Origin of the sequence: Chryseobacterium gilvum (assembly GCF_025628965.1) — a bacterium.
Taxonomy (GTDB): Bacteria; Bacteroidota; Bacteroidia; order Flavobacteriales; family Weeksellaceae; genus Chryseobacterium; species Chryseobacterium gilvum.
Genome location: NZ_JAOTEN010000004.1, coordinates 81,482 through 107,163, shown reverse-complemented (window position 1 = coordinate 107,163; position 25,682 = coordinate 81,482). Strand labels below are relative to the sequence as shown.

Annotated in this window: 24 protein-coding genes and 1 tRNA gene; 7 read left to right on the top strand and 18 right to left on the bottom strand. The window is 37.2% G+C overall.

Going from position 1 to position 25,682, the window contains the following annotated elements; genetic code table 11:
* Nucleotides 1-118 precede the first annotated feature (118 nt).
* The 7 genes from N0B16_RS12420 to N0B16_RS12390 form a co-directional block, all read right to left on the bottom strand.
* Nucleotides 119-189, bottom strand: a tRNA-Cys gene (locus tag N0B16_RS12420).
* Between the two features lie 50 nt (nucleotides 190-239).
* Nucleotides 240-737, bottom strand: coding sequence for an RDD family protein (locus N0B16_RS12415; protein WP_262991266.1), 498 nt, complete (start codon nucleotides 735-737; stop codon nucleotides 240-242).
* 16 nt (nucleotides 738-753) lie between these two features.
* Complete coding sequence (locus tag N0B16_RS12410) at nucleotides 754-2,115, bottom strand: DUF4403 family protein (protein ID WP_262991265.1); 1,362 nt, start codon at nucleotides 2,113-2,115, stop codon at nucleotides 754-756.
* Between the two features lie 23 nt (nucleotides 2,116-2,138).
* Nucleotides 2,139-2,522: a dihydroneopterin aldolase gene (folB, locus tag N0B16_RS12405; RefSeq protein ID WP_262991264.1), complete on the bottom strand. Its 384-nt coding sequence runs from the start codon at nucleotides 2,520-2,522 to the stop codon at nucleotides 2,139-2,141.
* A 43-nt stretch (nucleotides 2,523-2,565) separates the two neighbouring features.
* A complete protein-coding gene (gene nadA / locus N0B16_RS12400; protein WP_262991263.1) occupies nucleotides 2,566-3,585 on the bottom strand; it encodes a quinolinate synthase NadA in 1,020 nt (339 codons plus the stop codon).
* Between the two features lie 72 nt (nucleotides 3,586-3,657).
* Nucleotides 3,658-4,221, bottom strand: a complete 564-nt coding sequence (gene gmk, locus N0B16_RS12395; protein ID WP_262991262.1) for a guanylate kinase — start codon at nucleotides 4,219-4,221, stop codon at nucleotides 3,658-3,660.
* Between the two features lie 65 nt (nucleotides 4,222-4,286).
* Nucleotides 4,287-5,144 carry a YicC family protein gene (locus N0B16_RS12390; RefSeq protein ID WP_262991261.1) on the bottom strand — a complete coding sequence of 286 codons (858 nt, stop codon included), beginning with the start codon at nucleotides 5,142-5,144 and terminating at the stop codon, nucleotides 4,287-4,289.
* 121 nt (nucleotides 5,145-5,265) lie between these two features.
* Between N0B16_RS12390 and miaA the strand changes: the two genes are divergently transcribed.
* Complete coding sequence (miaA, locus tag N0B16_RS12385) at nucleotides 5,266-6,174, top strand: tRNA (adenosine(37)-N6)-dimethylallyltransferase MiaA (RefSeq protein ID WP_262991260.1); 909 nt, start codon at nucleotides 5,266-5,268, stop codon at nucleotides 6,172-6,174.
* Between the two features lie 251 nt (nucleotides 6,175-6,425).
* On the opposite strand, the gene N0B16_RS12380 is transcribed toward miaA, so the two are convergent.
* From N0B16_RS12380 to N0B16_RS12365, 4 genes are all read right to left on the bottom strand, one after another.
* Nucleotides 6,426-7,838 carry an efflux transporter outer membrane subunit gene (locus N0B16_RS12380; RefSeq protein ID WP_262991259.1) on the bottom strand — a complete coding sequence of 471 codons (1,413 nt, stop codon included), beginning with the start codon at nucleotides 7,836-7,838 and terminating at the stop codon, nucleotides 6,426-6,428.
* A 155-nt stretch (nucleotides 7,839-7,993) separates the two neighbouring features.
* On the bottom strand, nucleotides 7,994-11,176 hold the full coding sequence (locus N0B16_RS12375) for an efflux RND transporter permease subunit (protein WP_262991258.1): 3,183 nt from the start codon (nucleotides 11,174-11,176) through the stop codon (nucleotides 7,994-7,996).
* Nucleotides 11,177-11,218: 42 nt separating this feature from the next.
* Nucleotides 11,219-12,379: an efflux RND transporter periplasmic adaptor subunit gene (locus tag N0B16_RS12370; protein WP_262991257.1), complete on the bottom strand. Its 1,161-nt coding sequence runs from the start codon at nucleotides 12,377-12,379 to the stop codon at nucleotides 11,219-11,221.
* Nucleotides 12,380-12,689: 310 nt separating this feature from the next.
* On the bottom strand, nucleotides 12,690-13,286 hold the full coding sequence (locus tag N0B16_RS12365; protein ID WP_262991256.1) for a TetR/AcrR family transcriptional regulator: 597 nt from the start codon (nucleotides 13,284-13,286) through the stop codon (nucleotides 12,690-12,692).
* Nucleotides 13,287-13,441: 155 nt separating this feature from the next.
* On the opposite strand from N0B16_RS12365, the gene N0B16_RS12360 reads away from it, so the two are divergent.
* On the top strand, nucleotides 13,442-13,996 hold the full coding sequence (locus N0B16_RS12360) for a thioredoxin family protein (RefSeq protein WP_262991255.1): 555 nt from the start codon (nucleotides 13,442-13,444) through the stop codon (nucleotides 13,994-13,996).
* Nucleotides 13,997-14,065: 69 nt separating this feature from the next.
* Here the strand turns inward: N0B16_RS12360 and N0B16_RS12355 are convergent, their stop codons facing one another.
* The gene (locus tag N0B16_RS12355) at nucleotides 14,066-14,707 is read right to left on the bottom strand and encodes an MBL fold metallo-hydrolase (protein WP_262991254.1); all 642 of its coding nucleotides are present in this window, start codon (nucleotides 14,705-14,707) and stop codon (nucleotides 14,066-14,068) included.
* Between the two features lie 108 nt (nucleotides 14,708-14,815).
* Between N0B16_RS12355 and N0B16_RS12350 the strand changes: the two genes are divergently transcribed.
* Nucleotides 14,816-16,027 (top strand): type IX secretion system plug protein, encoded by a 1,212-nt coding sequence (locus N0B16_RS12350; protein ID WP_262991253.1) that lies wholly within the window; start codon nucleotides 14,816-14,818, stop codon nucleotides 16,025-16,027.
* Between the two features lie 77 nt (nucleotides 16,028-16,104).
* Here the strand turns inward: N0B16_RS12350 and hemH are convergent, their stop codons facing one another.
* The 3 genes from hemH to N0B16_RS12335 are packed head-to-tail and all read right to left on the bottom strand — an operon-like array spanning nucleotide 16,105 to nucleotide 18,457.
* Nucleotides 16,105-17,127, bottom strand: coding sequence for a ferrochelatase (hemH, locus tag N0B16_RS12345; RefSeq protein WP_262991252.1), 1,023 nt, complete (start codon nucleotides 17,125-17,127; stop codon nucleotides 16,105-16,107).
* The gene (locus N0B16_RS12340) at nucleotides 17,124-17,570 is read right to left on the bottom strand and encodes a hypothetical protein (protein WP_262991251.1); all 447 of its coding nucleotides are present in this window, start codon (nucleotides 17,568-17,570) and stop codon (nucleotides 17,124-17,126) included. The genes hemH and N0B16_RS12340 overlap by 4 nt, the downstream gene beginning before the upstream one ends.
* 8 nt (nucleotides 17,571-17,578) lie before the next feature.
* Entirely contained in the window at nucleotides 17,579-18,457 is an 879-nt protein-coding gene (locus N0B16_RS12335) for a NifU family protein (RefSeq protein WP_262991250.1), read from the bottom strand.
* Between the two features lie 159 nt (nucleotides 18,458-18,616).
* Between N0B16_RS12335 and N0B16_RS12330 the strand changes: the two genes are divergently transcribed.
* Nucleotides 18,617-19,132, top strand: a complete 516-nt coding sequence (locus N0B16_RS12330; protein WP_262991249.1) for a gamma carbonic anhydrase family protein — start codon at nucleotides 18,617-18,619, stop codon at nucleotides 19,130-19,132.
* Nucleotides 19,133-19,175: 43 nt separating this feature from the next.
* Here the strand turns inward: N0B16_RS12330 and N0B16_RS12325 are convergent, their stop codons facing one another.
* Nucleotides 19,176-19,625, bottom strand: a complete 450-nt coding sequence (locus tag N0B16_RS12325; protein ID WP_262991248.1) for a hypothetical protein — start codon at nucleotides 19,623-19,625, stop codon at nucleotides 19,176-19,178.
* Nucleotides 19,626-19,689: 64 nt separating this feature from the next.
* Between N0B16_RS12325 and N0B16_RS12320 the strand changes: the two genes are divergently transcribed.
* On the top strand, nucleotides 19,690-21,816 hold the full coding sequence (locus N0B16_RS12320) for a helix-turn-helix domain-containing protein (RefSeq protein WP_262991247.1): 2,127 nt from the start codon (nucleotides 19,690-19,692) through the stop codon (nucleotides 21,814-21,816).
* 4 nt (nucleotides 21,817-21,820) lie between these two features.
* Here the strand turns inward: N0B16_RS12320 and N0B16_RS12315 are convergent, their stop codons facing one another.
* Nucleotides 21,821-22,267 (bottom strand): hypothetical protein, encoded by a 447-nt coding sequence (locus N0B16_RS12315; RefSeq protein ID WP_262991246.1) that lies wholly within the window; start codon nucleotides 22,265-22,267, stop codon nucleotides 21,821-21,823.
* Between the two features lie 205 nt (nucleotides 22,268-22,472).
* Here N0B16_RS12315 and N0B16_RS12310 point away from each other — a divergent pair, with 205 nt between their 5' ends.
* Nucleotides 22,473-23,477, top strand: coding sequence for an LLM class flavin-dependent oxidoreductase (locus tag N0B16_RS12310; protein ID WP_262991245.1), 1,005 nt, complete (start codon nucleotides 22,473-22,475; stop codon nucleotides 23,475-23,477).
* 63 nt (nucleotides 23,478-23,540) lie between these two features.
* Entirely contained in the window at nucleotides 23,541-24,662 is a 1,122-nt protein-coding gene (ribB, locus tag N0B16_RS12305; protein ID WP_262991244.1) for a 3,4-dihydroxy-2-butanone-4-phosphate synthase, read from the top strand.
* Between the two features lie 41 nt (nucleotides 24,663-24,703).
* On the opposite strand, the gene fmt is transcribed toward ribB, so the two are convergent.
* On the bottom strand, nucleotides 24,704-25,651 hold the full coding sequence (gene fmt, locus N0B16_RS12300) for a methionyl-tRNA formyltransferase (protein ID WP_262991243.1): 948 nt from the start codon (nucleotides 25,649-25,651) through the stop codon (nucleotides 24,704-24,706).
* Nucleotides 25,652-25,682 lie beyond the last annotated feature (31 nt).

Below are 25,682 nucleotides of genomic sequence, written 5' to 3'. Positions count from 1 at the left end.
TATGAAGCCAAAATTTAGTTAATGAAATGTTAAAACCCGTGAAGTCAATAACCATAGGCGTTTCGAGTGATGAAATTAGTAAAAGAAAAATCTCCAATCATGTTGACTGGAGATTTTGAGGTACCTAGCGGATTCGAACCGCTGTAGATGGTGTTGCAGACCACTGCCTAGCCGCTCGGCCAAAGTACCATTTTTAAGGGTGTGCAAATATAAATATTTTTATTATTCAAACAAATTTTTTAAGCAGTTTCTTTTACTCCAATGCTGTTGATTTCATCTTTTAACTGTCTTTCAGATTCGTAATTCTTATAATTAATCACACGCGTATCTGTCATACTGTCGTGCCATCCGTCTGTGCCAAAAAATGTAAAGGCTTCGAAAGGAATTAACCGGTAAAGGCTTCGCGAAACAATCTGTCTTGTAGTTGGTTTCTTACCATCGGTACTGATTACTTTCGTTCCTGTAATATATTTCCCCGGAGTTCGGCCATCCGTAAAATTTTCCCAAAAGAAAAAATAGACAAATCCAAATACACTTCCCATAAACACATTCCATAAAAATCCACCATTATTGTAGAAATAAAAGAAATGGATAAATGTAACATTGTAGATAACTGCAGAAATAAATGATAAAATGAAGTTGATAATCAATAATATTATTGTGTCAATAAAATTATTAACAAATCTGGTTCCTAATGACGCCTTATGCCGGTCGACAATCTGTAAATATTTTTTCATGGTGGTTGTTTTATTTTTAAAAGCCTTTTAGGGTAAATCTTAATGTTGCATTGGTGTCAATAACGGCCGTAATTCCGGATGAATTGAGAAGAATCTGATTGGGTTTGAGTTTAAAGACCTTGCCGCTCAGTTTCAGGCCTTTATAATATTCTTTATTAAATGCTTCTTCAATACTTTTTTTTGAAGTATTCTCCAGCTCTTCTGTCGGAATGCCGTATTCATCTTCGATCATTTTTACGATCTTTCCCTTAAATAAAAGCGTAGCAGTTTTCTGGATGATGTTTAAGGTTTTAAGCTTAAACTTTGTGTCCGATAAGACGATTTTCTTTTTCATTTCATCATACACCGGAATTCCTGAAATAAAAGCCTTTCCTTTCACATAGCCTACTGTTTCTGCTTCTATCATGATCCGGTTTTCTTCGCCATATACTTTAATATCGGTAATTTTCACTTTTGAATCCCGGATATCATATTCCTTATTCAAAAAAGTTTTCCTGGCTATATTTGTCGCTTCGGAAAATGGAATATTTGCAGTGGTCTGCAATACAAACTGATCGGCGAGAAGTGGGATAAAATTAAAGTTCATCACTGTCTTTACCGGCTGGGAAGCTTCAGGCTTTGTACCGGTATATGTTTCTGAAAAAATATCAATCCCGATATTGGTGTCGATCTGGTTCCCGTAAAATTTTAAAGGCGTAATATTAACATTGATGGGTGTGATTTTCAGCCATGTATTGTATTCTTCGGAAATTTGAAAAGGTTGCGAAAAAGCATTCCAGGCCAAAACGGCGTATTGCTGAAAATTCAATTGTGCAGCCATTTGCTGATCTATGGTTTTACAGAAATTATATTGCTGTTCTTTGAGACTTTTCTCAACCAGAGAAGTGATAGGAATCTGTATTTTTCCAAAATCCAATACAGGTTTTTTTACCCATTTGAAACCCATTGGCTGAGTAAAAGTGCTTACAGACCAGTTGTTTTTAAAACTTATTCCCGTTTTGAAATACATCACCGTTTCAAAAGTGGTTTCCTGATAGGTATAAACGCCCAACGTTCCGATGCCTTTTTCTGCCCAGATTTTCAGGGGAACTTCAATTAAAATATTTTCGTGGGTGTCTCCTACGATTCTGATCGGACGCGTTTTCCAGACTTTTACTTTAAATTGATCATTATTATTATCGGTGTATGAATCATCCTGGAAAACCAGATCCTTTACGGAGGCATTGATCATATTGGTAACTTCTGACAACGGAATCGTAACCGGCATCGTGATGCTGGATTTTATTTTCGGAAAACTGTAAACAGCATTTCCGGAAGCGCCATTCTGTGCGAAAAAGCTGAACGAAACTAATAAAAATATAAAGCTGAATATTCTCACTGTGTTTGATTTTGATGCTGAAATTACTGATTTTCTGTAATTCCACCCAGAAGAAAGCTTTTTTCCAGCTCGATACTTGCGCCCTTCATTTCACCTTTCATAGGCGGGCTTGTTTTCGTTATTCTTAATTTAACATAAGAAACCTGGGCAAATTTTTCATGAATTTTTGAAATAATTCTTCCTGCGACATGTTCCATCAATTTAGAATTAATATTCATTTCTATATGAATGATCTCATTGATGTCTGCATAACTTACGGTATCGTTTACATCATCAGAATCGGCAGCATCCCACAAATCAGTATGGATTTCTGCATTGATGATGTAATAGGTACCGATGATATTTTCTTCAGGAAGCACACCGTGATAAGCATAGATTTTGACGTCTTCTAAAAATATTTTGCTCATATTATTATACTTAAAAAGCGAGTTAAACACCCGCTTTATTATTTTATTTAATGCTTTTTGACAGATCGAGCATAGCTTCAATCGGCTTTAAGGCTCTTAACCTGAGCTCTTCATCGATAATGATCTCAGGAAGTTCATATTTCATGCACAGATACAGTTTTTCCATGGTATTTCGTTTCATGTAAAAACATTCTGAGCAGTTGCAGCTTTCATCAAAAACCAAAGCAGGAATCAGTTCTTTATGCGGAGCACGCTTTCTCATCTCATGCAGAATTCCTTCTTCTGTTGCGATGACAAATTTTTGACAGTCATCTTGTTCCACAAAATTCAGAAGGGCAGAAGTGGAACCTATAAAATGAGCCAGTTGTAATACCGCTTCTTCGCTTTCCGGGTGGGCAATCAGTTTCGCATCTGGATTTTCTGCCATCTGCTGCGCGATTCTTTCCATAGAAAATGCTTCGTGTACGATGCAGCTTCCGTCCCACAGGATCATATCGCGACCGGTTTTCTGAGATAAATATCTTCCCAGGTTTTTATCCGGGGCAAAAATAATCGGGCGGTCTTTCGGCAGCGCTTCAATCACGGTTTCAGCGTTTGAGCTGGTAACAATAATATCGCTTTCGGCTTTTGTTTCTGCGTTACAGTTGATGTATGTCGCAATCAGCGCATTGGGATATTGCTCACGCATTTTTCTAAGGCCTTCACCGCTGCATCCGTCTGCTAAAGAGCATCCGGCCAATGTATCAGGAAGAACTACTTTTTTAGTAGGATTAAGGATTTTTGCTGCTTCCGCCATGAAATGGACTCCACAGAATACGATCATATCGGCATTGGTATCTTTTGCCTGTCTTGCCAATTGCAGAGAATCTCCCAGGAAATCTGCAATATCCTGAATTTCTCCCGGTTGATAATAATGCGCGAGAATAACGGCATTTTTTTCTTCTTTCAGTTTTAGAATGGCTTTCACCAATTCTTCACCTTCAGGAATAATAAGGTCTTTAATCTGCAAATACCCTCTTACAGGGATAGTAGATTTGGCTTTTTCTATATTTTCTGTGCTCATTTCAGCCTTTATGTTTTTGTTATTTTGGAATTTAAATCAGGAGTTTTGTTTAAACAGCAATTGTTCTCCTGTTTATATCCCTATGAATTTTTTTATTAAACTTTCTGTTTCTTTTTTGGCAATATCCAGGTCAGAATTAATGACAATTGTATCAAATTCTCGTGCATAGGTTAGCTCTTCCTCTGCTTTTTCTATACGGGTTTTGATGGTATCTGCATCATCAGTTCCTCTTGAGGTTAATCTTCTTTCCAATTCTTCAATAGAAGGGGGTTCTATAAACATAGACAATGCCTGTTCACCAAAGTATTTTTTCAGGGAAATTCCTCCTTTTACATCGACGTCAAAAATAACGACTTTCCCCTGATTCCATATTTTTTCAACCTCAGATTTTAGCGTTCCGTAATATTTATCGGTATATACTTCCTCGTATTCCACAAAAGCATCTTCAGCAATTTTCTGTCTGAATTCTTCAGGTGAAATAAAATGATAGTCTGCAGCATGCACTTCTGTTCCCCGCGGCTGTCTTGTGGTACAGGAAATTGAAAATTCAAGCTCGGGGAAAACTTTAAGACAATGTCTCACCAAGGTGGTTTTCCCGCTTCCCGACGGTGCCGAAAATATAATAACTTTATTCATATGGTTGTTGGTTTTTGTTTCTGGATGCAGGTTTATCTAGCAACCGTCAACTAACTAGCAACTAATTATAGTACATTTAGGGTCTGTTCTTTAATTTTTTCCAGGTCATCTTTCATCATCACTACCAATTTCTGAATTTCTGCATGATTGGCTTTTGAACCTAAAGTATTGATTTCCCGTCCGATTTCCTGTGAGATAAATCCTAGTTTTTTTCCATTAAATTTCTCGTTCTCCATCACCTCGCTGTAATATTTCAAATGTTGGGAAAGTCTTACTTTTTCTTCAGAAATATCCAGCTTTTCTGTGAAATAGGCCATTTCCTGATAAAAACGGGTTTCGTCTACATTTTCAAATTCTTTCAGCGTTTTTTGATACCGCTCTTTTACGGAATTGATTCTCACCTCCTCGTACGGAATAACCTCTGAAAGATATTGGTCTATATTTTTGATATTTCTTTCAAGCTCATCATGAAGAATTTTTCCTTCGGTAGTCCTGAAGTCGTCAAATTTATCAACAGCGGCATTGACGATTTTCGCCAAGGCTTCCCACTCACCATCATTCAGCTCATCCGGTCTGGAAGTAATGGCATCGGGAAGACGTACCGCCATCTTAAGATACTCATAGTCAGGACCGTCTGTAGCGATAGACCGCAGTTCTCTCATATAGGAATCGATGAGCCCTTTATTAATTTTTACATCATTAGACTCTTCGAGATTTTCTAAATTGATATAACAGTCTACTTTTCCTCTGATGATACGGTCGTTAAGAATTTTCCGGATCTCAAATTCTTTTTCTTTATATCGTAAAGGAACCTTAATATTCAAATCAAAGCTCTTGCTGTTTAATGATTTAATATCTACTGAAATCTTTTTTCCTTCAAAAACGTCTTCGGCTCTACCAAAGCCTGTCATTGATAAAATCATACTTTTCTATTGTCATACAAAGATAAACATTTAATTTAGCACTGTAAAATCTACTTCACTTCTTGCAATACATGTTTACACAACAGTTTTCTTTACATTTTAAAATCCTAATATTCTACAGATGAAAAATTTAATTTCTGTTGTAGGCCCCACCGGAATCGGAAAGACGAGACTGGCAATTGATCTGGCAAAACATTTCGACACAGAAATTGTTTCCTGCGACTCGCGCCAGTTTTTTAAAGAAATGAAAATAGGAACCGCTTCACCGTCTGAAGAAGAACTTGCGGAAGCATCTCATCATTTTATAGGCAATCTTTCTGTTGAAGAATATTATTCGATCGGGCAATACGAAGAAGATGCTTTGAAAAAGCTCAACGAACTTTTTGTAAATCATGAAACCGTCATTTTAGTGGGCGGAAGCATGATGTATGAAAAAGCGGTTATAGAGGGGTTAAATGATCTTCCTGAAGCAAATGAGAGCCATCAGAAAAAATTACAGGAAATTCTCGAAATAGAAGGGGTTGAAAAACTGCAGGAAATGCTGAAAGAACTCGATCCGGAATATTTCGCGGTCGTTGATTTTCATAATCACAGAAGGCTTTTACGGGCGATTGATGTGATTTGGCAAACCCATACAAAATATTCAGATTTAATTGCGGTTGCACAGGATTCCAGAGATTTTAAGGTGATCAGAATCGGGATTGAAGCTCCGAGAGAAGAATTGTACGACAGAATCAACAGGAGAGTAGATCTTATGATGAAGAGTGGTTTACTGGATGAAGCAAAAAGCCTGGAAAAATTCAAACATTTGCCTGCTTTGAATACCGTTGGCTATTCAGAATTGTTCAGATATTTTGAAGGTGAATGGGAACTGGATTTTGCGGTTTCAGAAATTAAAAAAAATAGCCGGAGATACGCAAAACGTCAACTGACTTGGTATCGGAAAGCGGATGATATTTATTATCTGCAGTTGGGATATGCTCAGAAAGATTTTGAGGATTTGATTGAATATATTAATCTTCAAAAATAAATATGAGTTAACCATTAAGATTTTATTAAGAGGTAAGATTATTAGGTTTTGCTCAGTTTAAGATTTAAAAATCTATTTGATTTTTTCTTAATTAAACTTAACTCCTTCAATACCCTTAATGGTTTAATACATTGTCATTCTGACGCAGGAAGAATCTTGTTTCCATAAGAATCATTATTAATTCAGATTTAATTTTAAGCAAAAAAAATGCGATCCCGAAAGACCGCATATCAAACAATATAATTAATTTACTACTTCCATCCACCTCCTAAAGCCCGGTACAGATCTACAATACTGCTTAATCTTTGTCTTTTTACAGACGCAAGATTCAATTCAGCCTGCAAAGAATTTCCCTGGGCGGTAAGCACTTCCAAGTAATTGGCCAAACCGCCTTTGTAGAGCATTTCGGCACTTTTAATTCCATTTTTCAGGGTGGCTACCTGTTCGGTTGCTTTCTGTTCCTGAACTTTTAGGCTTTCATTGGAAACCAACGCATCAGAAACTTCACCTACTGCATTCAAAACAGATTGGCGAAACGCCAAAACATTTTTCTCTCTTTGGATTTTAGCAACATTCAAATCTGTTTTTAACTGTCTTTTCTGGAAAATAGGCTGCGTCAATCCTCCTAAAACAGAACCGAACAATGATGCCGGAATCTGAAACCAGTTGTCAATTTTAAATGAATTGACCCCTCCGTTTGCCGTAATTCTTAATGCGGGATACATATTTGCCTGAGCAATTCCCACCTGTGAATTAGATTCCAGTAAAGCCAATTCCTGCTGACGAACATCAGGACGGCGGCTTACCATCGCTGCAGGAAGGCCTGCGGAAATTTCCTGTGGCAAAGAAGAGTCGGTCATTTCAATCGTTCTTTCGATTTTTTGTGGATTTTCACCCACCAGAATACTCAATGCATTTTCCTGAATTGCGATATTTTGTTCCAATTCGGTAATCAGGAGTTCTGTCGATTGTTTTTGAGAGGTTGCCTGCTGAACGCCTAAAGATGTCGTATCGCCACTCTGCCACAATTTTTCGGTAAGAGAAAGCGTATTGGTGCTGAGCTCCAAATTTGATTTTGCAATCTGCAATTGTTTATCGAGCATCAATAAATTATAATATCCTTGTGCAATCGCCGCAACCACCTGTGTCTGAATCGCTTTTGTCGCTTCATAAGTTTGCAGATACTGCATTCTTGAAACTTCCTGCTGATTTTTTATTTTACCCCAAATATCGGCTTCCCAGGATAAATTGAATGCTGCATTGTAATCTTCAACGTGGTTCTGACCTAAAAATAAATTTAAGCTCTGTCCGTTCATGCTGTTTTTTGAAGGTTTTGAAATCTGCGCGGAAACGCCGAAACCTACATCAGGATATTGAAGATATTTTGCCTGTTTCAGTTTTTCCTGTGAAGAAGCAACCTGTTTCAAAGCAATCTGTAAATCGTAATTGTTTTTAATTCCTTTTTCAATCAAACCCTGTAAAATCGGGTCGCTGAAAAATTCTTTCCATTCCAGATTGGCAACACTTGCGGTATCTGCAGTTGCCGTGTACTGAAATTTTTCCGGAAGCTCAAGTTCCGGTTTTGCGTATGCCGTTTTTGACACACAGGAAACCAAACCCAGCGCGAGCGAAGATGCGATTATAATATATTTTATTCTTTTCATAGTTTATATAAACTTTTAGTTGAATACAAAACTTTGAGGTGCAGGCAAAGTGGTCTTTAGTAGGAGAAAATACTCTGCTTGTTTAGAAAATCACAAATTAAATTGAAGAAAAATTGGTGTGATTTCCATCTCTCAAAGTTTTGTAAATCATTTTATTAATGAGCAGATGCTAAAAGCTCTTCCTGTTGTTTTTGTTTTAGCAGTCTTTTCTTTTTTCTGCTTGGCATTTTCTCATGCAGATACTGGAAGATCACATACATCACCGGAATGATAAAAACTCCGAATACAACACCGGTCAACATTCCTCCAACGGTACTGATCCCGATAGAATGATTCCCTTTTGCTGCTGCACCTTGCGACCAAACCAGCGGAAGCATCCCGATGATAAAGGCAAATGAAGTCATCAAAATAGGTCTTAAACGTAGTTTGGATGCCTGAAGCGCAGATTCAATCAGTGTTTTTCCTGCTTTTCTTCTCTGTACCGCAAATTCTACAATCAGAATCGCGTTTTTCGCTAATAACCCGACAAGCATGATCAATCCTACCTGAACGTAAATATTATTATCAATTCCTGCTAATCCCGTGAAAAAGAAAACTCCGAAAATCCCTGTAGGAACCGTTAAAATAACAGCAAACGGGAGAATATAGCTTTCATACTGAGCTGCCAGTAAGAAATAAACGAATAAAATACTTAACATGAACACAAAAGCGGTTTGCCCACCGGTTTTAATCTCTTCACGGGTAATACCGGTCCATTCGTATCCGTACCCTCTTGGAAGTGATTTTTGAGCAGTTTCTTCCACCGCTTTAATCGCGTCTCCGGTACTGTAACCAGGTTTTGGCGTTCCGTTAATGGTAACGGCATTAAACAGGTTGTTTCTGGTAACGGTTTCAGGGCCGAAAGTTCTTTTTAAAGTCACTAAAGTCTTTACAGGAACCATTTCGCCGGTATTATTTTTAACATAAATTCCTTCCATAGAATTGGCATCCGTACGATAAGGAACATCCGCCTGTGCCATCACTCTATAATATTTTCCGAATCTGTTAAAATCTGAGACGAAACTACTACCATAATAAATCTGCATGGTCTGCATTAATTCTGTTACAGAAACTCCCAGCTGATTGGCTTTATCAGAATCAACTTCAATTGTGTACTGTGGATTTCCGGCAGCATACGTAGTGAAAGCAAATGCAATTTCAGGACGTTTCATCAATTCTCCGATAAACGCCTGTGTCGTTGTTCCTAACTGTTCAAAAGAGCCATTCGTTTTATCCTGAAGCATAAATTCAAACCCGGAAACGTTACCAAAACCCTGAATGGTAGGGAAATTGAAAAAGAATGCACTCGCATCTTTTACCTGTGCCACTTTTCCTGTCAATCCTGCTGCAATCTGATCAGGATCTTTCACATCACCACGATCTTCATAATCTTTAAGTTTAATAAAACCTGCAGAATAGGGCGATGCATTGGCATTACTGATAAAGTTAAGACCGTCTGCGACCCAAAGGTGATTGGTAGCTTTTTCTCCGTTTACAATTTTATCAATTTGCTCGGTTGCTTTGTGCGTTCTGTCCAATGAACTTCCCGGAGGCGTATTCACAGCGTACAAAACAAAGCCCTGATCTTCTGTCGGGATAAATCCTGTAGGAGCTTTATTAATCAAGAAAACGCTTCCTGCAATCAGTAAAACCAGACCTCCGATGGCAACCCATTTATTTTTAATTAAAAATTTAAGGCTGTGAATGTATTTTCTGGTCATGTTATTGAAGGCCACATTGAAAGCGTGGAAAAATTTCGCTCCAAATCCTTTTTTATGGCCGTGATCTCCATGTTCACCTTGAGGATCGTTCAGAATTAAAGCACATAAAGCCGGGCTTAAGGTCAACGCATTTACCGCCGAAATCAAAATTGCAATAACCAAGGTAAAAGCAAACTGTCTGTAGAAAACTCCTGCAGGACCCTGCATAAAGCCAACCGGAATAAATACAGCACACATCACCAACGTAATGGAAATAATAGCTCCCGAAATTTCGCTCATAGAATTGGTAGTTGCTTGCTCAACCGGCATTCCGGTCTGTTCCATTTTGGAATGGACGGCTTCGACGACGACAATCGCGTCATCTACCACAATCCCGATCGCCAGAACCAATGCAAACAATGTCAACATATTAATGCTGAAGCCAAACAGCTGAAGGAAGAAAAACGTACCGATAATCGCAACCGGAACCGCAATCGCCGGAATTAATGTAGATCTGAAATCCTGAAGGAAAATAAATACCACAATGAATACCAAAACAAATGCAATCACTAAAGTCTCCACCACCTGATGAATCGATGCATCCAAAAAGTCTTTGGAATTATACATGATAATCGGCTTTACCCCTTTTGGAAGTGTGGTTGAAAACTGGTCAACCTGTTTTTCAATTTCAGTTAAAATCTCATTCGCATTGGACCCTGCAGTTTGAAGGATCGCAAAACCTGCAACAGGTTTACCATCCACTCTGTTTGCTGCGGTATAGGTATATGAACCGAATTCTACTCTTGCTACGTCTTTTAATCTTAAAAAAGAACCGTCATTATTGGCTTTGATCGCAATATTTTCGTAGTCTTCGTTTTTATTTAATTTACCTTTATATTTAAGGATGTATTCGTAGGTTTCCTTACTTCCCTGTCCCAAACGTCCCGGAGCAGCTTCAAGATTGTGGTCCTTAATTGCTGCCATCACTTCCTGTGGAGAGAGATTATTGGCGGCTAAACGATCTGGTTTTAACCATATTCTCATTGAATAATCTCTCGTTCCGAAAACCTGAGCCTGCGCAACACCCGGAATACGCTGTATTTGCGGAATGATATTGATTTTTAAATAATTCTGTAAGAATAATTCATCATATTGTTTAGGGTCATCACTGGAAAGTCCCATAAACATGATCATACTGTTCTGAACTTTCTGAGTGGAAATTCCCGCCTGTACCACCTCCTGCGGAAGCTGGCTCATCGCTTTTGAAACCCGGTTCTGAACGTTTACCGCTGCATTATCTGCATCTGAACCTTGTTTGAAAAACACGCTCAACGTCATGGTACCGTCATTACTTGAGTTTGAAGTCATGTAGGTCATGTTTTCTACACCGTTCACGGCTTCCTCAATAGGAACGGCTACGGAACGTGCTACAACCTCCGCATTTGCACCGGGATAAAATGCAGTCACCTGTACACTTGGTGGAGCGATATCCGGAAACAAAGTAATGGGAAGATTGAAGACCGACAGCACACCCAAAAGTAAAAGGATGATGGAGATTACCGTTGAGAGTACGGGTCTATCTATAAATTGTTTTAACATAAGAAGTTTATTTTTTTTAAGTCTTCGTTATTATATAGGTTTCTACAAAGGTCTGGCTCTGAGAAGACTGTCTGAAGAAATCATTTTCGGCTGAATAGACACCCCGTCTTTCAAAGTTCCGATTCCAGTAAAAACAATTTTGTCACCTTTTGAAAGCCCATCAGAAACAAAATAGTAATTATCGGTTTTGCCTGAAATGGTTATCGGTTTTCCGGTCACTTTTTTGTCTTTTCCAACGACATACACATAGGTTTTATCCTGTATTTCAAAGGTTGCTTCTTGTGGAATAACCAGCGTGTTGGTGAAGAGCTGCGGCATACGCACTCTACCGGTATTTCCTGTTCTCAGGGTTCCGTTGGCATTTGGGAAAACCGCGCGAACGCTTATTGCTCCTGTGCTTTTGTCAAACTGCCCATCAACAATGCTCATTCTTCCTTTTTCGGAGTAGGTGCTGTTGTCTGCAATCACCAAATCTACCATCGGCATATTTTTCAGTTTTTCCTGTAAAGTTGCCCCTTCATATTTATTTTGGAAGGCGATAAAATCTAGCTCGCTCAGAGAGAAATACGCATAGATTTCGCTGATGTCTGATAATAAAGTCAACGGGTTTGGGTCTGTTCTTGAAATGAGACTTCCTTTTTTGTACGGGATTCTTCCGATGTATCCGCTTACCGGAGCAGTAATGGTTGTAAAACCGACATTAATTCTCGCTCCTCCAACAGACGCCTTTGCCTGTGATGCGGCTGCAACAGCGGCGGCGTAATTGGCTTTTGCCGTTTTCATCTGTACATCAGAGATTACTTTTGCATCAACCAAGGGCCGAAGTCTGTCAACTTCCACTTTTGCTTTCTGAATATTGGCATTGGCAACCTGTAAATTGGCTTGTGCCATATTCATCTGCTCACCATACGCTCTTGAATCTATTTTGAATAAAGGCTGTCCGGCTCTTACATAAGCGCCTTCTTCCACATAAATTTTATCTAAATAACCATCAACCTGAGATCTGATCTCAACGTTATTTTTTCCTTCCAAAGCAGTAGGGAATTCCTGGTAAACCGTAGCAGGAGAAGTGATAACGGTATAAACGGGAAGTTCTGGCGGAGGGGGAGCCGCGTTGGTATTTTCTGCGGCTTTTGTACAATTCTGTAAAAGGATAATACTTGATATCAGTATAATGATCCTTGTTTTAGCAGGTATTTTCATTGTGAGTTTAATTTTTTAATGTAATGCAATAAATGTTGTTTAATTTACATTCTGATATTTCCTAACAGTGTTAATATTTTATGTAAGAGCTATCAGTTTTGTTGAGAAATATTCTTTTACATGGCAATAATTTTTGAGGTTGTTAGTTTAAAAAAAAGATGTTATTTTTCCTAACGGCGTTAATGATAAGGAAAAAGAATAGCGAGGATTAGAGTGATGAAGTTAAATTTCATTTTAATTTTTTTTAATGTAGTTTTGAATATTATATGTTACTTTTCCTAACGGTGTTAATTTTTGGTTCAAAAAAAATTTACAAAGATTTAACAAAGGCAGTTACCGTTTCGTCTAAAGTTGTTTTATTCATAGTTGAAGGAATATCATCGTTCCGCATCATCATAATAGAAATTAAGCCGTGCACTGCTGAAAAAAGAGCGTGTGAAGAGTGACAGGCATTATCTGCATTAGAACCTTTTTTCTTAATGATTTCATATGTGCAATCATAAATCATATCCTGAAAAGATGAAAACTCTTCCTTCATCATCCCTTTGCCGCTGCACTGCATTCCTAAACCAAACATCAGCTGATAATACTCTTTATTATTAAAGGCAAACTTCCAGTAAGCATCTACGATAGCGGTTAATTGGTCTTCTGGAGTATCATGCTTTTTCTGCGCTTTTAACAATTCTATATGTAAACAGTGAAACCCGTTTAAAGAAATTTCATACAATATGGCTTCCTTATTCTCAAAATAATCGTAAACTACAGGGGCACTGTATTCAATAGCGTCTGCAATTTTACGGATTGAAAGTGAGGCCCATCCTTCCGTTTTAGCTAAAGAAAATGCCGCATCCAGTATATTGGCGCGAATAGATTCTTTTTCTCTTTGACGGCGTTCGTGTAAGCCCATTATTTTTTGTTTACTAACAGTGTTAGCAAAACTACAAACTTTTTACCATACGAACCAAATAATATTTTATATTTAACATTTAACGCAAGTTTATAAAAGGTGGAATTGGCAAATCCTAAAACTTGTTTTATCTTTGGTCATACAAATAAAATGATATGAATACGCCTTCAAATATGTTAGCATTGGGAACGAAAGCTCCTTTTTTCGAACTTCCCAATCCTTCTAAAGCCAATGAAATACAATCTCTGGAAGATTTAAAGGGAGAGAAAGGAACTCTGGTCATTTTTATGTGTAATCACTGTCCTTTTGTGCTTCATGTAATTGATAAGCTTACAGAACTGTATGAAGATTATAATGAAGAAGGAATTGAATTTATTGCGATCAATTCTAATGATGTAGAAAAATATCCTGCAGACTCACCGGAAAAAATGATCGAATTCCAGATTGAAAGAAAATTTGATTTCCCTTATTTATATGATGAAAGCCAGGCTGTAGCAAAAGCGTATGATGCGGCATGTACCCCGGATTTTTTCTTTTTCGATGATAAATTAGACCTCATTTACCGCGGTCAGCTGGATGATTCAAGGCCGGGAAATCACAAAGAAGTTACCGGCGAAGATCTGATTATTGCTTTTGAAAACCTTCTGATCGGAGAACCGCAGGAAGAGATTCAACGTCCGAGCATGGGCTGTAATATCAAATGGAAATAAAATTCGTTATAAATAGAAACCGCTAGAAATTCTGGCGGTTTTTTTTATGATATTATTTCAAATGATTTTTTATGACTTGAAAAACGGGTTATATTTCTTCTCAAAACAGATTTTCGTAGGATTTCCGTGTCCTGAAAAAACCTGTGTTTCTTCATCTAAAATAAACAGCTTGTTTTTAATTCCGTCAATAAGCTGGTCGTAATTTCCTTTGTACAGGTCTGTTCTTCCAATGCTTCCTTCAAAAAGAACATCGCCGGAAATCATAAATTTTTGATTCATATTATGATACACAACGCTTCCCGGAGAATGTCCCGGAACATGATAAATATTGAATTTCTCACCGTCAAAATCAAGTTCGTCTCCCTCTTTAATATATTCAAGGTCAACATTGATATGCTCCAGCTGCATCCCAAATCTCATGCCGCTGATCTGAAACATATCCAGAACTTCTTTGTCTTCCTGATGCATCAATACGGGGACTTTAAACATGTTAAATGCCCATTGCAATCCCAAAACATGATCGATGTGCGCATGAGTCAGAAGTATCTTCTGAATTTTTAAGCCTTTTTCATTGATAAAGCTGTACAGAAGATTGGTTTCCTGATCATTCATATTTCCGGGATCAATCAGCCATGCGTTTTTATCTTCATTAAAAAGCACATAGGTATTTTCACTCGCAAAATTGAATACAAAAGCCTGTATCTGAAACATATTTCTGAATATTAGATAATGCAAATTTAGAGAGAAATATTGAGGCAGGATTTAATAAACTTCAGATCTTTTACGATTTGAAAATGATTTTTCGTTATCTTCGTCATAATGAAAACGTTGCAAATATTATTAATCAGTTTAAGTTCTTTAGCTTTCGGACAAAACATCCAGGGCATTCAGTTATTCAACCCGAAAACCAATGATGAAACTCCGGTTATCGGATTTAATCAGCAATTGGTTTTAAGTTTTGATGATCTTACCAATTCAAGTGAAGTATATCGGTATACGCTTAAACATTACGACAGAAACTGGCAGGATGACAATCTTTTTTTTACAGAAATTGCAGACGGAAGTATGAATGCGCTTTTGGATCAGTTTCAATATTCTTTTAATACTTTGCAATCGTATACGCATTACCGGTTACAATTCCCTAATGAAAAAATAAGACCTAAGATTTCAGGCAATTTCGCGATTATCGTGTATAAAGATTCTGCCGATAAACCACTTTTTATCAGAAAATTCAGCATTGTTGAAGACCAGGTCAATGTAGGCTTAAATGTCTCCAGAATTGCAGATGCCAAAAATCCCAATATTAATCAGAGAGTTGAAGTACAGGCCGTTTCAAAAGGCGGAGATTTAGCGTCGAACGTAAACTCGATGACTCTTAATGTCGTTCAGAACAACAATCCCAATATGACGGTGACTAATCTGAAACCCAGTTCCACATTGGGAAGCCAGATTTTGTTTCAGCAGATGAATCTCACGTTTCCCGGAAACAATGAGTTTTATTATTTCGATAATAAAAATATGAATTTGGCTGCAGATATGGTAAGGGCAACAGAAGTAAAAGATGGGGTTAATCAGACGTATCTTCATCCGGTTTGGGCATATCCGCTTAATTATCAGTATCAGCCGGACGTAAATGGCGCTTGGTATTATCGCAGAAACGATATAGGAATCGAAAGAAATGCGGAAAGAGAAGCAGATTATTCGTGGGTGTATTTTTCTCTTGATTCTGAACCAATGGATAAAGAACTGTATGTTTTGGGAGGATTTAATGATTTTAAGCCCACCAAAGAATATCAGATGCAATACGATGCCGCTGAAAAAAAATATATTGCTAAAATATATCTGAAACAGGGTTTCTATAATTACATTCTTGCTACCAAAGAAAATGACGGGACATTGAATTTTGGAGAAATTAACGGAAATTTCTGGCAGACCGAAAATCTGTATCAGGCATTTTTATATTACAAACCTTTCGGAAGAAACTATGATGGCTTGCTTGGATATGGGGAATTCAGAACGCCAGTGAAATAATTTTTTGAATAAAAATTATTATAATTAATAAAAAAAGACATTTGTGATATCAAATGTCTTTTTATTTCAAGTTATATTTAAACCAGATAAAATTCGTGAAGCTTTTCTTCGCAAAGCGTTTTTACCACTTCAATCCATCGGTCTTCATCATTCAGGCAGGGAATATAATGGAAATTTTCTCCGCCGCCGTGTAAAAACTGTTCTTTTCCTTCCATAGAAATTTCTTCCAGGGTTTCCAGACAGTCTGATACAAAAGCCGGACACACTACCGCAAGGTTTTTAACTCCTTTTTTAGGAATGGTTTCCAGAGTTTCATCGGTGTACGGTTCAATCCATTTATCTTTTCCTAATCTCGACTGAAAAGAAACAATTACTTTTTCTTTCGGCAGTCCCAATTTTTCAATTACGGTTTCCGTTGTCTTAAAACACTGGTGACGATAGCAGAACTGATGACTCGGGTTGTTTTCTCGGGTACAGCAGTCATTTAAATTACAGGTTTTAGTGGGATCGGTTTTATAAATATGCCTTTCCGGAACTCCGTGATAAGAAAACTGCAACGCATCAAAATTTTCAGGAAGCTTCTCCCGAATGCTTTCTGCAAGACAATTGATGTAGATTTCTCTGTTGTAAAAAGGCTGGATATAATTGATCTTAATACCCGGAAATTTCTTTTTTCTGACCTCTTCCGCTTTGTCAATCACCGTTTCTGTAGTGCTCATTGCATATTGAGGATACAGCGGAAACAGTACAATTTCAGAAACACCCTGATCCACAAGTTTTTGAATTCCTGCTTCAATACTAGGTTGAGCGTATCTCATTCCTATTTCTACCGGTACATCTACTACTTTCTGCAGTTTTTCACGGATCTTTTGAGTAATTACAATTAATGGTGAACCTTCATCTGTCCAGACCGTTTTGTATGCGGCGGCAGATTTTGCAGGTCTTGTGTTTAAAATAATCCCGCGAACCAGCAATGCACGGAAAAACCAGCGGTAATCAATCACTTTTTCATCCATCAGGAATTCGTCCAGATATTCTTTTACATCCGGTACAGCGGTAGATTTCGGCGAGCCGAGATTGACTAATAAAATTCCCTTCATTGCTTATTTAGATTTTCCAGTTGTGAGTCTATTGTAGGACCGTATTTCTTTTTTAGGCGTAAGACATAGATTTCAAGTGCTAAATGCTTTTCTTCATCGGTAATTCCGAAAGATTGTACGTATTGATCACTTTTTTGAGTAATTGTTTTTGTAAACATCTTTTGGTACTCTTCATCTGCATCATAAACGAATTCTTCTCCTTTTAATTGCTTTATTTCATCATGAGATTCTTGATCAAGAATATAATAATTGTGAAAATAATAATCAAGGAAGGTTGTGTTTTTCTTATTTAATTTTTCCAGAATAAGGTCCATTTTCTGGAGGCTGTCTTTTGCAATGCCCATTTCCACCAAATCATCATGAATACCGTCGTTCAGCTGTGGTTCTTTTTTGCATGAAAAAAGACTTGCACTTAAACAGAGTAGAAAAAGAACTATTTTCATGTAAATGATTATCCGTTTACGGCTTCCACTTTTTCTACCAAATCCGGAACAAACTGTTTTAAAATACTTTCAATTCCACCTTTCAGAGTCGCGGTAGAGCTTGGACAGCCTGAACAAGCGCCTTGTAAAAGCATTTTTGCCGTTTTGTTTACTTCGTCATATTCTATTAAAGAAATTTTTCCACCGTCATTTTCTACGGCAGGAGCCACGTATTCGTTTAAGATATCAGAAATCTTCTGTTCGTTATCAGTATAATCCCTGTTAATGATATTCTCAACCGGGCTTTCATGTTTTTGGGCTGTAATCGTAGAAATCTCACCGCCATTCTGAAGATATTCTGCGATAAAACCACGCACCGCCATCATGATCTGATGCCATTCTACAGAATTATCCCTTGTAACGGCCACAAAATTATCTGAAATAAAAACCTCTTTGGCAAAATCGAATTCGTTAAAAATTGCCTGAGCCAAAGGAACACCGTCTGAAGTTTCTCTTGATTTAACTTCCACAAAACCATCCATCAGCATTTTGCTGGAAACAAATTTCATCACATTCGGATTAGGCGTCATTTCTGCATAAATCTGGTACATTTCTTTTTTCTTCTGAAGATAAATTCTCGGGTTGGCCAAAAGTTCGTCTTCAACTACGTTTTTCAGGCTTTCGGCAACATGTTCCCATTCTACAGTGTCCTGTTTTGCAACGGCTACAAAGTTGGCGGTAATAAAAATCCGGTCTACAAAAGGATAGTTAAAAAGTTCCTGTGCCAAAGGAATTTCTGATATATCTGAATTTCGGTCCAACTCTAAAGATCCGGGAATCAAATTATAATCTGCCACAAATTTGATCACTTTCGGGTTTTCTGTTGGTTCTATGAGAATAGTATGCATTTTTTATTTAAATTTGAGATACAAAAATACGCATTTAGAAGTTAGAAGCAGGAGATATGAAGTTAGATTTTTGCTATCGCTGTGATTTAAAAGATAGGAATGATAAAATATTTCAGTTTCATTTTCTGATGCGAATTATAATAATTTTTGAAATACAGTATGGCACTTATAAAAGAACTTTTAGGAAAAACACCTCAAATCGGAGATCATACCTTTTTAGCGGAAACAGCAACTGTGATTGGAGATGTGGTCATGGGAAATGACTGCAGTATCTGGTACAATGCGGTGATCAGAGGTGATGTAAATTACATCAGAATGGGAAATAAAGTGAATGTGCAGGATAATGCGATGCTGCATTGTACGTACGAAAAGTTTCCTTTAGAAATTGGAAATAATGTGTCTATCGGCCACAACGCGATCGTTCACGGATGTAGAATTAAAGATAATGTTTTGATCGGGATGGGTTCTATCGTAATGGATGATTGCCTGGTTGAAGAAAACTCAATTGTTGGAGCAGGTTCTGTGGTTACACAGGGAACTCATATCAAATCCGGCGAAGTCTGGGGCGGTGTTCCTGCGAGAAAAATCAAAGATATTTCTTCTGCGCTTCTGGAAGGCGAAGTCAACAGGATTGCAGATAATTATGTGAAATATTCTTCGTGGTATAAAGATTAAGTAAAAAGCTCCATAATCATTTACAGAGCTTTTTTATATTCAGTTACATTCCTGCATATACCAAAACCGCTTTTCCGTTATCACATTTAATAGATGTGGGTTCAGCAGCCATCATACAGTCAGAAGTGATGCTGTATTTTTTATTATATTCAGACATCTTTTGGGTATAATTTTCTATTTTTGAAAGAATAGAAGTCTCATGTTTTTTAGGATAAGCAATGTAACTCATTGGTCCGCCGCACGCTTTAGATCCTATTGGCGCAAATGCCCAATCTGCTGCATTTGTGCATTTTTCCTTGGCTATTTCAGATTCGATCCCGCTTTTTATTTTATCAAGCGCTGCTTCGTCGTATTTCTGGCTGCTTTCATCTACAGGTCTTTCAGCAATATCTTTTGGGAGCGTAGAAGTATCATTGTTTGCAGTTTTACATGAAATGATTGTAAGTGTTGCAATTAGAGCAGCTGTAGGAAGTATAACGAACCGGTTTTTCATAAATTTTTTTTTAAAGGCATCAAAGTTTATGCCTTATTCACATTTTCCGTAATTTTGACGTCCGATGAACAATCATTTTTTTGACTTAATAGAGCACACCAACAGAAGCGTTTTTCTTACCGGTAAAGCCGGAACGGGAAAAACCACATTTCTGAACGAATTTGTACAGAAAACCAAAAAAAAACATATCGTTGTAGCACCTACGGGAATTGCTGCCATCAATGCAGGCGGAGTAACCATTCATTCGATGTTTGGCCTGCCTTTGCGTACCTTTTTACCGACTACCGAAAGAATTGACGGCAGTCTGGGAAATAATATTGCAGATCTGATGTCTCATTTTAAATACCGCAAAGATAAGCTTAAGCTTTTGCGTGAGATTGAAGTGCTGATTATTGATGAGGTTTCTATGCTCAGAGCCGATGTTCTGGATATGATGGATTTTTCACTGCGGTTTGTCAGAAGAAACAATCAGCGTTTTGGCGGGGTTCAGATGCTGTTTATCGGAGATTTGTATCAGCTTCCGCCGGTGGTAAGGGATGAGCATATTTTAAAAATGTTTTACAATTCTCCTTTCTTTTTCGACAGTCTTGCGATTAAAGAAATTCCTCTGTTGACGATTGAGCTGACCAAAGTGTACCGCCAGTCTGACGAAAATTTTCTCGAAATTTTAAATGCAATTCGTGACGGTGATGTCGCCAATATTGATTTTGAACAGCTGAATGAAAGATTCAATCCTGATTTTGATTCCGGTGAAGAGTCTTACATTTACCTGTGCTCACATAATAAATTAGCCGACGATATCAATCAGCAGAAACTGGCCGAGATTAAGGTAAATCCCGCTACTTTTGAAGCCAAACTTTTTGGAGATTTTAAAGAAAATCAATATCCGAACGAGCAGTTTTTAGAGTTAAAAATCGGCGCTCAGGTAATGTTTATCAGAAATGACATTTCCGGAGAGAAAAAATATTTTAACGGAAAACTGGGTGAAATTTCCGCTTTGGACGAAAACGAAATTAAAGTCATTCTCGAAGGAAGCGAAAGAGAAATTACCGTAAAAAGAGAAGTCTGGGAGCAGAAAAAATATTCTTTAGACCAGGAAAAAAATATTAAAGAAGAAGTTTTAGGGAGTTTTGAGCAGTTCCCGATTAAATTAGCCTGGGCGGTAACCATTCATAAAAGCCAGGGGTTAACATTTGATAAAGTCATCATTGATGCCGGAAAAAGTTTTACAGCCGGTCAGGTTTACGTGGCTCTGTCACGGTGCAGGACTTTAGAGGGAATTGTACTGAAATCTAAAATCACGCCTGAAGTTATTTTTAAAGACAACCGAATCCTGCAGTTTCAGGGTGATACGTTTGCCAATGATTCGGTGGAGCAGATCCTGAATCAGGAAAAATACGATTACAGCATCAAAAAAGTACTCCGTACATTAGATTCACGCTGGTTTTTGAATGAAATCGAAGAGTGGAATAAACAGTCTTTGACCACTAAAAGTATTGACAGGGTAAAAACCAATCAACTTTATATACAGCTCAAACATGAAATTACCCAGCTCGGAAAGATTTTTGAAAAGCTGGAAAAAATTCTGTTCCAAAAAGTTCAGCTTTTTATTGATCAGAAAGAAGAATGGAGTGAGATTGAAAATAAAACCAAAGGCGCGGTGAATTTCTTTTTTAATGAGGTAAAAGACAAAATTTTCAGTCCGCTAAAAGAGTTTTACTCTGAAATCAAAGGCGTAAAAGGCTTAAAGCAATATAATGAAGATTTTAAAAACTGGCTTGAAGATATTGAAGAATATCTGAATAGCTTGAAATCTGCCCATCTTCTGGAAACTCAACTTTTAGATGAAAAAAACAACAAGGAAGTCAGCATGAAAATTGCAAAAGTGCCTTCTCAGGTTTTGACATTTCAACTGTTTGAAGAAGGAAAAACGATTTCTGAAATTGCCAAAGAAAGAGGTTTGGTAAAAGAAACGGTAATCGGTCATCTGGCAAAATTTGCCGAACAGGGTTTGCTGGATATTTCCAGGGTCATTACGTCGGATAAAATAAAAATTTTCGAAAAAGCATTTAAAAACGATCCAAAAGAAACATTAAACGAATGGAAAACAGCACTTCCCAATGATTTTGAGTTTAATGAAATCAGGATTTTAATTAATCATTATAATTATTTGAAGAATAGGGGGAAATAATAGATTAAGGAACTACATTATATCTAGTATTTTCATTATTTCCGAATATCTCACTTTGAATTTGCTTAGCAAGTTCTATTGTCTGCTCAATATCAGTTTCGGTCATAATTTGTATATATGGAATATTATTAGCTTTTTCTTTATAGCTGTAATTATTTTTTTCAGCAAAGTTTTTTACTTTTTCAAAATAAGGAATCTGACTTTTTTCCACAGCTTCAAATTCTATGTTGAAATTATTATTACTTTCTTTCGTAAAATAAATACAATCGTTTTTATTTGAATTAATTCCAATAAATCCAAATTCTGTTTTATTTTCATTTAATAAGATTAGTTGGTGACATAAATCATTGATCGTTATTTGTTTAGCAATGAATTTTTCTAAATTCTTTTCCAAATTTGCATTAATAGAAATTACTTTTAAATTATTTAAGATTGATTTGAAAATATTCATTTGAGTAAAGATTAAATTTTTAAGAATTTTAAATCAAATATACGATATGTAGTCCTTTTTATATTTGTAAAATCAAGAAATCAAACGTAATAGATTCAATAGCTTTTTCATACAATCATCATTATTCCTATCAATTACAAAAAGTAACCAATGCAATCTATTAGCTTTAACTTTGTACCTATTTCTTACCAGAAAATAGTATACAATGAAAAACTTCGAAATATCTGTTCTAGATCTTGCTCCCGTAAAGCAGGGGAAAAGCATTTACGATACCTTCCAGGACAGCCTGTCTTTGGCTAATTTTGCTGAAAGTTTAGACTATAAAAGATTCTGGCTTGCCGAACATCACAACATGGAAAGCATTGCCAGTTCTGCAACCTCAGTTCTGATTGGCTTTATTGCTAACGGAACCCAAAAAATACGATTAGGATCGGGCGGAATCATGTTACCCAATCACAGCTCGCTGGTTATTGCAGAGCAGTTCGGAACCTTAGAATCCCTTTTTCCCGGAAGAATTGATCTGGGATTGGGAAGAGCTCCCGGAACGGACGGTTTGACGGCGAAAGCTTTAGGAAGAAATCCGATGACTATTAATGAGCAGTTTCCAAGGCAGATTCTAGAACTTCAGACGTATTTTTCTAAAGAAAATGCCAATGCTTTAGTGCGTGCAATTCCAGGTGAAGGGTTGAATATTCCGCTGTATATTCTAGGATCAAGTACAGACAGCGCCTGGTTAGCTGCAGAATTGGGACTTCCGTATGCTTTCGCAGGACATTTTGCACCGGAACAGATGGAACTGGCTTTCAACATTTACAGAGAACATTTTGAGCCCTCAAAATATTTAGAGAAACCTTATATCATTGCCTGTGTAAACGGAATTGCGGCAGAGACCTCAGAAGAAGCGCATTTTCTTTCCACTACATTGTTTCAGGCATTTATCAATATTATCAGGAACGACCGAAAGCCTTTTCCGGCACCGGTAAAAGAGATGGATGAGATCTGGTCTCCGATGGAAAAATCGATGGTTTTACAAAAACTGAAATTCAGCTTTATCGGAAGCGAGCCAGAAATAGCAGCGCAGCTTAATAGCTTTCAGGAAAGATACCGGGTAGATGAATTAATGATCAATTCTCATATTTATGACCATCAAAAAAGATTAGATTCTTACGCGATCATTCAAAGAGCGGTAAAGTCATTATCTGAGGCGTAACAAACGATCATATTAATTGAGGATGCTTATATTTATAGTATCTTTGCAAAAATTTAAAGTAAAATGTCTGATATTAAATTAAATACTATTCCAGAGGCTATTGAAGACCTTAAAAATGGTAAAATAATCATAGTGGTAGACGATGAAGATAGAGAAAATGAAGGGGATTTTCTATGTGCTGCCGAATTGACAACTCCCGAGCTGATCAATTTTATGGCGGTTCACGGAAGAGGCCTTATCTGTATGCCGCTTCCTGAGAAAAGATGTGACGAGCTTGGTCTCGATATTATGGTAAGCAGAAGCAGCGATCCTAAAGAAACTGCATTTACCGTATCTGTGGATCTTTTGGGCGATGGAACTTCTACAGGAATTTCTGCAAGTGACAGAGCTAAAACCATTTTAGCATTAATGAACGAAAAATCTAAGCCTACAGATTTTATGAGACCTGGCCATATTTTCCCGCTTCGTGCCAAAAAAGGAGGCGTTTTAAAAAGAGCAGGACATACGGAAGCAGCCATTGATCTTACTTGTCTTGCAGGTTTAAAAGAAGGAGGGGTCATCTGTGAAATTATGAATGAAGACGGGAGCATGTCGCGTTTGCCGGAATTATATGCTTTTGCCCAGAAACATAATATGAAAATTGTTTCCATTGAAGATTTGATTCATTATCAGCTCAAAAAAGGAAATCTTATTGAAAGAATAGAAGAAAGAAAAGTAAATACCGCTTTTGGCGAGTTTGATTTTCTTGCTTTCAGGGAAACATCTAATGACCAGATCCACTTTGCGTTAACTAAAGGATCTTGGACGGTAGATGAGCCGGTTTTAGTACGAGTACAGTCTTCAGATTCTTATTTTGATGTTTTAACAAGATTAAATAACGGTGAAAAGCCTCAATTGGAGAAGGTGACCAATATGATTCATGAGGCTGGGAAAGGAGCCATTATTTTTATTAATAATGTATCTAATTCTGAAAATACACTCAGAAAATTGCAGCAGTTTTTGAATTATCAGGACGGTCAGCAAAAACATCCTACCGCCGCTTTCAATTATAGAGATTACGGGATCGGAACTCAGATTTTAAAGAATCTGGGAATCAATAAATTTAAAGTAATTACGCAGAATCCAAGTGTAAAACCACAGGTTGGAGGATATGATGTGGAGGTGACAGAAATGGTTCAACTATAAATAACTGTAGCTTTTTAAATAATAAATGGCTTGATAAAATATCAAGCCATTTTTATTTCTTCAAAATTTCTGAAACCGTTCAGGAAATCTTTGATGTTCATTCTTTTTTTTCCTTCCAGCTGAAGTTCTGAAGGAAAGTAGATGCCATCACCTGAAAAAATTTTAAATTCGTTTTTTGAAATTTCAAGGCTTCCGGGAGTTTTTCCATGATTTGAAATTTCAAACTTTCCATGGTAGATTTTTAATCCTTTTTCTTCTTCCCCAATTTTTAAAGTGGTAAAAGCGGTAGGATAGGGTGACATTCCTAAAACAAACTGATGAACTTCTCTCGAAGTTTTTGCCCAGTCTATTTTTGTATTTTCCTTAAATATTTTGAACGCATTTTTTGGATGTTCAACGTGCGGCTGCGGTTTTTCTTTAATCGCGTTTTCAGACAGGCCGTCTAACGTTTTTACAACTAATTTCGCTCCCATTTCCATTAATCTGTCATGTAAGCTTCCTGCGTTTTCATCGGGTAAAATTTCTATTTCTTCCTGCAGCAAAATATTTCCTTCATCTATTTTTTCATTGATAAAAAAAGTAGTGGCCCCGGTTTTTTCTTCTCCGTTGATGACGGCATAATTGATAGGAGCCGCACCTCTATAATCAGGCAATAAGGAAGCATGAAGGTTAAAGGTTCCTATTTTTGGCATTTCAAAAAGGATTTTTGGCATCATTCTGAAGGCAACCACCACAAAAATATCTGCATCTAAATTTTTTATCTGAGCAAGAAATTCAGGATTTCTCAGTTTTTCGGGCTGAAAAACAGGAATGCTATTCTCTACGGCAAAAACTTTTACCGGCGACTGATTGATTTTTTGTCCGCGTCCGCTTGCTTTATCAGCAACGGTTACCACACCTGCAACTTCATGATGAGAATGATGAATGGCTTCCAGAGAAGTTTTTGCAAACTCGGGAGTGCCGAAGAAAACGACTTTCAATGATTTCATAGTGCAAAGATAAAATTCTTTACATTATAGT